The following is a 10,141-nucleotide window of genomic DNA, read 5'->3' on the forward strand; positions in this document are numbered from 1 at the left end:
TCTCCACTTAAAATATGTGGAAAAGGGGGCATGTGTGCTAAGTTCTCGGGAATCTTTTCAGAAGAGCTTCACTTAGAAGGGCAAACTCCTCAAGCGATAAGGTCTCCCCTCTACGCTTCGGGTCAATGTCTGCTTCATGCAGAGCCTCTTCAATATCCGTTTTTCTTTCCTTAGGCCCTAGATTGTGTACTAGGTTATTAAGGATCGTCTTTCTTCTATTCGCAAAACACGCGTGGAACACTTGAAAGAAATAAGACTCATCTGAAACTGACACAGCTGGCTCTTCTCGAACCGTTAAACGCAAGACAGCAGAATCCACTCTTGGCTGTGGTACGAACACTGTTGCAGGTACGGTTAGCACGCGTTCAGCCTCGGCAAAATACTGTGCTGCAATGGACAACGCTCCGTATTCCTTCGTCCCAGGCTTTGCTGCAATTCTATCAGCAACTTCAGCTTGAATCATGACAACAATGCCTCGAATTGGCAAATGCTCTTCTAATAGCTTCATCAAAATCGGCGTTGTGACATAATAAGGCAAATTAGCGACAACCATAATGTCACTTGTGTCTTTGAACTGCTCCTTTATCGTTTGATGAATATCTGCCTTCAAAACATCAGAGTGAATAACTTTTATATTGTCATAAGGGGCTAAGGTTTCATCTAGCACCGGGAGAAGCCGTTGGTCAATTTCAAAAGAGACGACTTTCTTCGCTCGTTTCGCTAATTGTTCTGTCAGTGCTCCAATCCCTGGTCCTACTTCAATCACACCTGTTGATTCACTAATACTTGCTGCATCAACAATATTCCTTAATACATTTGTATCAATTAAAAAGTTTTGTCCTAAACTCTTTTTAAAACTAAATCCAAACTTATTTAATATTTCCTTCGTACGTGCTGGTGTTGCTATGTCTTTTACCATTCGTTTTGTTCCTCCTCAAACACACGCTGTATCGCTTCTTGGAACTCAGTTTCAGTAATTCGAAATTTCTGCAGTCGTTTATGAAGTTGCTTGCCGTTGGCATAGCCAATATGCAAAATCTCACCTATGCGTTCTCTTCTTCTTTTCGAATTGCTTCCAGCTATTAAACCTGCAGCATGTAAGTCCTGCCAATCAATGACGTCTGACTCTTGTTTTGTATCTTCCTCTTGTTTTGCATGAATCAACGCTTGGCGTATCGCTTCTGGAGTTGCATTTTCTACACCAAGATCATCTTGCTTTTTAGATATCGCCTCTTTTTTTGGTAAAAAAGCATGCAAACATTCTGGAATTCGTTCACTAATAATTCGACGAATCCGTTCGCCTGGATAATCAGGATCAGTTAAAACGATAACTCCTCTCCGTTCTTGCGCAAGAGCAATTTGAGCAAGAGTACTTTCGTTAATCGCAGAGCCATTTGTTTCAATTGTATCTGCATCGACAGCTCTCTTAATAGCTACCGTATCGTCTTTCCCTTCAACGACAATTACTTCTTTTATTTTCATAATATACCCCTAACAATTAGGCTAGTTCTATTTTAGCCGGAAAATGGTTGAATTAATATGGTTTATGTATTTTAAAGATAAAGGGGAAAGTGCCATAGCTATTGATTGAATGCTCATGCTTTCAATGATTGTTGCTGCTTTGCCCATAAGAAAAAAACAGAGTGGATTACCACTCTGTGTTAGGCTGACACTTAATCTAAAATGGTGACTTTTACCGTTCTTACTCCCCATCTACGTGCTTCGTTTTTCGTTGGTACGTGTAGATCAATTTTGTTCCCTTTAATTGCACCGCCAGTATCTCCAGCAATCGCATTTCCGTATCCTTCAACATGGACACGCGTGCCTAGAGGAATGACGCTAGGGTCAACGGCAATTACTTTCATATTACGATTATTATTTAAATTAATACCTGTTGCTGTAATTCCGCTACACCCGCTGCAACCAGCTGTGTATGCCGTAGCCGTAACGGTTAACGTCCGTCCACCACTAGGAGCAGATCCACTCGAACTGCTGCTTGAGCTCGATCCACGTGACACAGTAGGGGCAGGTTGAGTTCCAACAGCGACTATGCGGTCTGTACTTTCTTTGACTGTCTCAGTTTTCACAAGCTCTCTAGAGACTTCTTCACCATCTTCGAGCACGACTTCATAGTGCTTGTTGACAGTACCTTCTTCTCCAGCTTGAACAACCTCTTCTTTTCCTGATCTTAATGAGTTATCTTTTCTCGTCACTGTTCCAAAAGCGACGGACTCTTCCACCACATCGGTGACTTTTTCTACTCGTATTACTTGAATTTCTGATTCCCGGTCAAGCCTTGTATCTAACCCCGGCTCAACACGATCAAGCTCACCTATCGTAACACTTTCTCTCTCTAAAAAGTCAGCGACAGTCGTCGAAGTTGTCCATAATTCATGCTGCTTTCCGTCACTAGTAAGCTCAACTTGAAACGCAGATTCATAGATTAGATTCATTCTGTCAGTTATTTCTTCGTTTAATGCTGGCGCAATTAAATCATGTTCCTCTTTGAAATCAATATTTAATTCTTGTATGAGTTGTTCCACATCATCTGCAGTCGTCCATATTGGTTCTTCATGACCTTGAATTGTTACAAAGACTTTTTTTGCTTGATCCCACGTAATTGTCAGATTCCCTTTAACCTCTGTATCCAACCCTGGATCTATAAAATCATAATCTTGGACTTTCCATTCTTGCTCCTCCATCAGTTCAGCAACGGTAGATGCATGTGTCTGCACTGTAACTTCCTCTCCATCGACAGAGATTGTTACTGTTGCTTTTGTCGCCTCGTATACAGCGTAAGTAATCACGCCTCCAAAGAGTATGAGACTGATAACGGAGATGACCAACTTTTTCCTAAAATCTATAGCAGGAAGGAGTTGGCTCCTGTTTGTTTCCATCTCAATGAATTCCTCCCTCTCAACGTCCGAATTATAAACACTGTACCTCCTTTTGTCAACTCACTATTTTTGTTAATTGCCGCATTGATCTTATTATCTATGAAAACGCGAGCAAAAGAAACAAAAACTTATCGACAAGTCCACTCTATGCATCCACCTAAGTTTGTAGAACTGTTTCGAATCAAGCAACAATTAGACAAGCCTCGGCAAATTAAGTTATTATTCGCTATCAAGAAATGCCAAAAATTTCTTTTGCATTCGCTGTTGTTTGCTTAGCCAATTGTTCAAATTCCATCTCTTTTAGCTCTGCAATTTCTTCTGCTACTAGTTTCACAAAGGCAGGTTCATTTCTTTTTCCTCGAAATGGATGAGGTGCTAGATATGGACAGTCAGTTTCAATTAGCAGTCGATCAATGGGTATTTCTTTGGCAACTTGTTTTGGACGTTTTGCATTTTTGAACGTAACAGGACCTCCAAGAGATATATGAAAATTCATACCCAAACATTCCTTAGCAATTTCTACACTTCCACCAAAGCAGTGCATAATTCCCCCGACTTCACTTGCTTTTTCTTCCTTCAAAATGTTAACAATATCCTGGTCAGCGTCACGGTTATGAATAATAATTGGTAATTGAACTTTTTTAGCTAAGCGAATTTGCTTACGAAACACTTCTTTTTGAATTTCTTTTGGTGACTTATCCCAATGATAATCTAAACCCATTTCACCAAGCGCAACAACTTTTGGGTGTGAGCTTAGTTCTTCTAACCATTGTAAATGTCCACCTGTCATATCAATGGCATCTACTGGATGCCAACCAACTGCTGCATATATAAATTCGTATTTTCCAACTAGGTCTAAAGCACGATTGATCGTTTTTTCATCAAAGCCAACGACAACCATGTATTCAACTCCAGCATCTTTTGCACGAACAATCACATCGTCAAGATCTTCATCAAACTGATCGGCATTTAAGTGAACATGTGTATCAAATAGCATATTATATGTACTTCCTTTCAAGATAATAGTTAAGAGGAGAGAATACGATGCTCCCTCCCCTAATTGCTTACTTTACTTGTGCTCCATTTGGCAGATTTCCATCTATCGTTGCCAGTTGCAACTTCTTCCCTTTTGAACCAGCTAGAATCATACCTTGAGACAGTTCTCCACGTAGTTTAACCGGTTTTAGGTTTGTTACGCATATGACCTTTTTCCCAACCAAATCTTCCGGTGTATAGTGTTTGGCAATTCCGGAAACAACTTGGCGCTTTTCATGGCCAAGATCTAGTTGAATTTTTAATAAGCGATCCGCCCCTTTTACAGGCTCCGCTTCTAGGACTTCTGCCACACGTAATTCTACCTTTGTGAAATCATCAATTGTAATTTCATTCTCTTCTACTTCAGGAACGGTCTCTTCCTCAGCTTTTTTTACAGAACCGCCCATCATTTCAACAATATGAGCAACTTCATCTTCCATATCTAAGCGAGGGAAGATAGGATCTCCTTTTTCAACCGTTGTACCACTTGGAATTTGAGCAAACGTTTCGAGTGTATTCCAAGCTGTTACATCGCTCGGAAGACCCAACTGTTTCCAAATACGTTTCGGTGTTTCCGTCATAAACGGCTGAATCATAATCGATACTTGACGCAGCGACTCGGCAAGGTGATACATAACAGATCCTAACTCCTCTTTTTTCGCTTCATCTTTCGCTAGTACCCATGGTTGTGTCTCATCAATGTATTTATTCGTACGGCTAATTAACTGCCAAATCGCTGTTAAGGCTACCGAGAATTCCATTTCTTCCATTGCATTTTCTACTTTTGCCACTGTTGCTTCGACTAGCTCAACAAGAGGCGCATCAAACGGTGTTGCATCCTTAACATATTCAGGAATGTTGCCGTCAAAGTATTTGTTGATCATAGCAATTGTTCGATTCAGTAAGTTTCCTAAATCATTAGCTAAATCATAATTTACTCGCTCCACAAACCCTTCTGGTGTGAAAACTCCATCAGATCCAAAAGGTACTTCACGTAGCAAATAGTAACGAAGAGCATCAAGACCATAACGATCAATAAGTGGTACCGGATCAACTACATTCCCTTTTGATTTGGACATCTTGCCGTCTTTCATTAACAACCAACCATGACCAAATACTTTTCTCGGAAGTGGTAGATCAAGAGCCATTAACATGATCGGCCAATAAATAGTATGAAAACGAACAATTTCTTTCCCTACTAAGTGAACATCAGCTGGCCAATATTTATTATATAACTCCTCATCTTCACTCCCGTAGCCAAGGGCTGTGATGTAGTTCGATAAGGCGTCAATCCATACATAGACGACATGTTTTGGATTACTAGGAACTTGTACTCCCCATTTAAACGAAGTACGAGATACAGCTAAATCTTCTAATCCCGGCTTAATAAAGTTATTGATCATTTCATTTTTACGAGATTCTGGTTGAATAAAGGTCGGATTCTCTTCATAGAACTTTAAGAGGCGATCTGAATAGTTACTCATCTTAAAGAAATACGATTGCTCACGTACTTTTTCAACCGGGTGGCCACTGTCTGGGCTCTTTCCACCAATGATTTCTCCGTTTTCATTTTTTACAGGATCCACTAGCTGACGCTCTGTGTAAAACGTTTCATCAGGGATTGAATACCAGCCTTCATACTCATCTAAATAAATGTCACCTTTTTCAAGTAAGCGCTCAAAAATTTGTGCAACAACCTTTTTGTGGCGCTCCTCTGTCGTACGAATAAAATCATCATAGGACACATCCAACTTTTTCCAAAGTTCTTGGATCCCAGCAACAATTTGATCAGTAAATTCCTGAGGCGTCTGGCCTTTTTCTGCTGCCTTTGTTTCAATTTTTTGTCCATGTTCATCAGTCCCTGTTAAAAAACGGACATCATAGCCGCGAAGACGCTTATAGCGTGCCATTGCATCCCCTGCAACAGTTGTGTAAGCATGACCAATATGAAGCTTATCACTAGGGTAATAAATTGGGGTTGTTAAATAAAAAGTCTTTTTTTGATCTGTCACAATACTTCCTCCTCATTTTAAAAAACAATACAAAAAGCCCTCATCCGATCGGGACGAGAGCATCTCACGTGGTACCACCCAAAATTCCCTTCTTATTTCACAATAAGAAGGCTCATGAAGTCTAAGACTTCCTCTGTTAACGCCAGCTACGTTACTCCCTTATGTACAAACACTCGAAAGTAAGCTCCTCCCAGGACCATCTTCCAACTAGGATCTATACCGGTTTCCAGCTTCCCCGGCTCTCTGCATAGCATTGCTGCCTATAGATCTCTACTTGTACTCATCCCTTCATTGGACATCATATATCGAAAACGATTTTTAAGACATGTTTTAGCATACATATGTATCATGTCAAAATTCTAACCAAAATATACCTAATTCACTGTCTCTCGTCAAGAGCGGTTATACATTGTCGCAAAAGGAGTTTTCTCTTTTTTAATAACTCCTTCACTGCTCAGACGATCTAGTTCCTGTTTCCATGTTTGTACATCCCAGTTTTTTTCAGCTTCTTGGTTTAGTTTGGTTAAGTGAGTCATAATATTCATTTCTGCTAAAGGAAAAAAAGATTCAAGTGCTTTTAGCAATTGTTCAGAGTCTTGTTCTTTCATTTTCTTCAGTTCATCAAACGGATTCAAAGTGTGCGGACTAGCAGAGTGCGCCATACGAATTCGAATGGCCATGGTCCGTCCCATAATTGCAGATGAGACAAACACATCTCCTGAGCGTAAATAAGGAAGACGTTTTCCTTCATCATGCGTTAAATCCGTTTCTTCTTTAATCGTTTGAATATCGGTTCCGCGCACTGTTCTAAATACAAACTTAGAATTTAACTGAGCCGTAATCGTCTCATCGAGCAAGGTTGGGCGCTGCGTAGCAAAGATCAGAAAGACACCATACTTCCGCCCTTCTTGCGCAATCTCTTTTAAGACTGATTTCGCCGGTGCATCATAGCCCTTTGGTGCAAAGTTATGCGCTTCATCTGTTACAACAACAAATGGCGGGAAAAAATCCCCTTGCTTTTGTTGGAGCTTAGCATCACGAAATGACCGCCGCTTCCCATACAATGCGCCAATGACATAACTAGAAAATACTTGCAACAGCCATACAGCCCCTTGAATAACAACAAGCTTTCCAGCATGAATTCCTTGCTCAATCGCTCTGATATTTTGCTGGAATAAACCAGCTTGATAGAGCCGATTGACACGCCATGAAATTCCTTTCACTGAAGCTAAAGGAAGGCTGCCATATTGATCAAGCAATTTCCGGAATGTTGAAAAACGAGTTAACTCATCTCTAGTCATTCCCCCGTCGTTAAGCATTCCTTCAATCTTATGCTTTCCTAGTTCTAACGCCTCCGCTAAATTAGCAATTCTATCGCTAAAAGACTGATAGCTATCTTTTCTTTTATGCACCGATTGAATCACATTAACCATAGACTCTGTTAACGATCCAGCAGCAGATAACAGCCGTTCAACATCTCTAGTTGAAAGTGCGGAAAAGTCAACTCCAACATCTTGCCCTATCTGGACTACTGTATAACGCTCTCGATAAGAAATGGTCCCTTTTGTACCTAACGCTTCCGTTGCAAAATTCATTTCAAAATGAGGATCAAAGACCAAAGTTGGAATTTGTAATTTCATTAACTCTTCAAGCATGACTCTAAGCCCAAATGACTTTCCTGAACCAGATCCACCGAACACCCCAATATGCGGATACTGCTGCATTGCTCTTATATCAAAAACAAACGGGACTCCGTTTTGCTCACGCAAACCATTATGGTCGTGAATATGTAACAACCCTTTTAACGAATCAGGCAATGTCGAATCAATAAAATCAGTCGATTTCACCTCACCTAAAACAAGCCCTTCCTCTGGCGCTGTTTTTACTAGTAAATCAGATATTTCATCAAAGTGAGGATGACGAACACTAGCTCCTGTTTGGATTGGTTGAATGGCCTCTTCAAATAATCGAACCTTCGCTAAGTGAATATCATCTGCTCCGATATCATATCCAATATGTTCAAGCGTCTTTAATACTTGTTCATCAGCAATGCCTTTATCAAATCCCATAGGAATATAGCGATTGTATGAAAATGTTTCGACAACTTCACCTTTCGGCTGATAAAGGGAAGCATCTTCAATAACAAGCATCTCATTCATTCGAAATTTATGCGTTTTTGAGGCAACATACACTTCATGCTGCGTTGTAACACCTACAATTTGCATTTACTTTTCCTCCTTCTTCCCTAACTCATGCACTCAATATGGTCTAGAAACTCGTTTCTTCTCAAAAAACTTCTTTCTAATATCAGGATCTATATACTGTTCGACAAGTGCTGTGACTAGCTTGTCCGTCACTCTTACCTCTCGATCAATATGGTCTAACCAAAGAGGAATCCCCCGCCCATCTCGCGGTGTGAGAGTTAACAACAGACTTGCAATCTCGTCTTTAAAAGAAGCTTGTTCCTCTAACACATCAAAGCCTGTAATGGCAGGATCGGATGTTAACCTCATCCAGACCGATTGCAATCCCGCTTTGCTTTGAATCTTTTCTACAAAAACCATTTCCTCCTGCTCAAGGACACCAAACAATAAATCGCGATCATATGTATGGGGCTGTTTTTCATACGGTAGAAATGGTTCTAGTTTCACTAAATTTTCCGTCGTAATCTCTTCAGAAACACCGACTAACAACACATCCTTCTCAATGGCCTTTTTACGCAGCATTTCCCATTCGTCCGGGGTATCAATCCGGTAATGATACAAAGCTCCGTCCATAAGCAAAATGGCTAATGGTCTTTCTTCTAGTAATTGTATCGCAACTTCTAATTCTAATTTAGCTAATAAATGTGAACGGTAATTTGCCGGGGTGCTTTCGTTTTCTTCCACTTTACTGTGCAGCAAAGGAGAATAAATATCGGTAGCTTGGCACTGATACCCGTTTGTAGTTTTTGCCAACGCTTGAAACAAATAGAGGATATGTGGAGCCTCACCTTTTGTTTGGTTCACAGAGCCATCAACAGCAGCTAACTCTCTTCCTTTCAACCAATCCGACAAAGCCTTTGTCGAAAAACGAGGAATATGTCGAATTTCCGCATTCGACAACTGAAGTTTTTGTCGAATAATTAAATTATCTGAAGGCGTTTTTTGGTAAATAGTTAATAAATTTTGATTCATTTTTTTTAGTTTTTCTACAAGACCATGGTTAATTTCTAACATAGATTGTAATCACCTCGCACTAAAAATACTATCTTATCAACGGTTTCCACTTTGAGATAGAATTGTTTTAATATTAAATTAACATAAAAAAGTAATTGACTTGATTTGGAAACACTGGTACTCTAAAGTCAGATAGAAAATTGTCGAATATTGACGCCGAAAAAATAAATTACTTTTTAGTCTGAGAGGAGACTTATTCAATGAAATCTACTGGAATCGTTCGTAAGGTTGATGAATTAGGCCGTGTAGTTATTCCAATCGAGCTACGTCGCACATTAGACATTGCTGAAAAAGATGCGTTAGAAATTTATGTTGATAATGATCGCATCATCTTAAAAAAATACAAACCGAATATGACTTGCCAAGTTACAGGTGAAGTTTCTGATGAGAATCTTTCTATTGCTAATGGCAAGATCATTCTTAGCCCACAAGGTGCAAAAGAAATTATTAAAGAGCTTCAAGAGTACGTATCTCGTTCTACTCAAGCTTAATTCCTTGTTAAAAAGGGTGGCTACTCCTAGTTCTACCACAATCCCTGATATTGTTGGTATGTTCTCGGTGAGCCACCTTTTTTTGCTGTTCGTTGGTTCTATGTTTAGATGAAAGAGAAATTCTCTCTGCCTTAGTAAGTGCAAACATATTGGCGATGGCTCCTCTCGCCGTGCGCCTAAAGGAGAAACCCGCTCCTTTAGGCTTAAGAGATTACGGCGGATCTGGTCATCACTTCAATCTTAAATCAAAGGAAGAAATCTTACTTCCTTCCTTCCTTAAACAGTGCGAACATGTTGCGATGGCTTCTCTCGCCGTGCGCCTAAAGGAGAAACCCGCTCCTTTAGGCTTAAGAGATTACGGCGGCTCTAGTCATCACTTCAATCTTAAATCAAAGGAAGAAATCTTACTTCCTTCCTTAAACAGTGCGAACATGGTTTGCGATGGCTCCTCTCGCCGTGCGCCTAAAGGAGAAACCCGCTCCTTTAGG

General features: G+C 40.2%; 9 protein-coding genes. 2 read left to right on the plus strand and 7 right to left on the minus strand.

All coding sequences use genetic code 11. The features are described 5' to 3' along the window. Nucleotides 1-37: 37 nt before the first annotated feature. The 7 genes from rsmA to AC1FXP_RS20590 form a co-directional block, all read right to left on the minus strand. Nucleotides 38-919, minus strand: a complete 882-nt coding sequence (rsmA, locus tag AC1FXP_RS20560; protein WP_480063848.1) for a 16S rRNA (adenine(1518)-N(6)/adenine(1519)-N(6))-dimethyltransferase RsmA — start codon at nucleotides 917-919, stop codon at nucleotides 38-40. Then, nucleotides 913-1,482, minus strand: coding sequence for a ribonuclease M5 (rnmV, locus tag AC1FXP_RS20565; protein ID WP_480063849.1), 570 nt, complete (start codon nucleotides 1,480-1,482; stop codon nucleotides 913-915). The genes rsmA and rnmV overlap by 7 nt, the downstream gene beginning before the upstream one ends. A 191-nt stretch (nucleotides 1,483-1,673) precedes the next feature. Beyond that, on the minus strand, nucleotides 1,674-2,897 hold the full coding sequence (locus AC1FXP_RS20570; RefSeq protein ID WP_480063850.1) for a ubiquitin-like domain-containing protein: 1,224 nt from the start codon (nucleotides 2,895-2,897) through the stop codon (nucleotides 1,674-1,676). Between the two features lie 229 nt (nucleotides 2,898-3,126). Beyond that, nucleotides 3,127-3,894, minus strand: coding sequence for a TatD family hydrolase (locus AC1FXP_RS20575; protein WP_480063851.1), 768 nt, complete (start codon nucleotides 3,892-3,894; stop codon nucleotides 3,127-3,129). Between the two features lie 67 nt (nucleotides 3,895-3,961). Then, nucleotides 3,962-5,944, minus strand: coding sequence for a methionine--tRNA ligase (metG, locus tag AC1FXP_RS20580; protein ID WP_480063852.1), 1,983 nt, complete (start codon nucleotides 5,942-5,944; stop codon nucleotides 3,962-3,964). 392 nt (nucleotides 5,945-6,336) lie between these two features. Further along, entirely contained in the window at nucleotides 6,337-8,169 is a 1,833-nt protein-coding gene (locus AC1FXP_RS20585; protein ID WP_480063853.1) for an ATP-binding protein, read from the minus strand. 33 nt (nucleotides 8,170-8,202) lie between these two features. Further along, nucleotides 8,203-9,162, minus strand: coding sequence for a DNA double-strand break repair nuclease NurA (locus tag AC1FXP_RS20590; RefSeq protein WP_480063854.1), 960 nt, complete (start codon nucleotides 9,160-9,162; stop codon nucleotides 8,203-8,205). Between the two features lie 200 nt (nucleotides 9,163-9,362). Here AC1FXP_RS20590 and AC1FXP_RS20595 point away from each other — a divergent pair, with 200 nt between their 5' ends. Further along, entirely contained in the window at nucleotides 9,363-9,653 is a 291-nt protein-coding gene (locus AC1FXP_RS20595; protein WP_250098149.1) for an AbrB/MazE/SpoVT family DNA-binding domain-containing protein, read from the plus strand. Nucleotides 9,654-9,802: 149 nt separating this feature from the next. Beyond that, nucleotides 9,803-10,141 (plus strand): hypothetical protein (locus tag AC1FXP_RS20600; RefSeq protein WP_480063855.1); only part of this gene is annotated, 339 nt, incomplete at its 3' end.

The sequence above is a fragment of the Halalkalibacter sp. HAAS-P013 genome (genome assembly GCF_056619925.1).

What these genes read in the sequence shown, in the direction of transcription:
- rnmV (WP_480063849.1), bottom strand. Translation starts at nt 1,482, where the DNA reads ATGAAAATAAAAGAAGTAATTGTCGTTGAAGGGAAAGACGATACGGTA.
- AC1FXP_RS20595 (WP_250098149.1), top strand. Translation starts at nt 9,363, where the DNA reads ATGAAATCTACTGGAATCGTTCGTAAGGTTGATGAATTAGGCCGTGTA.
- AC1FXP_RS20570 (WP_480063850.1), bottom strand. Translation starts at nt 2,897, where the DNA reads ATGGAAACAAACAGGAGCCAACTCCTTCCTGCTATAGATTTTAGGAAA.
- AC1FXP_RS20575 (WP_480063851.1), bottom strand. Translation starts at nt 3,894, where the DNA reads ATGCTATTTGATACACATGTTCACTTAAATGCCGATCAGTTTGATGAA.
- AC1FXP_RS20585 (WP_480063853.1), bottom strand. Translation starts at nt 8,169, where the DNA reads ATGCAAATTGTAGGTGTTACAACGCAGCATGAAGTGTATGTTGCCTCA.
- AC1FXP_RS20590 (WP_480063854.1), bottom strand. Translation starts at nt 9,162, where the DNA reads ATGTTAGAAATTAACCATGGTCTTGTAGAAAAACTAAAAAAAATGAAT.
- rsmA (WP_480063848.1), bottom strand. Translation starts at nt 919, where the DNA reads ATGGTAAAAGACATAGCAACACCAGCACGTACGAAGGAAATATTAAAT.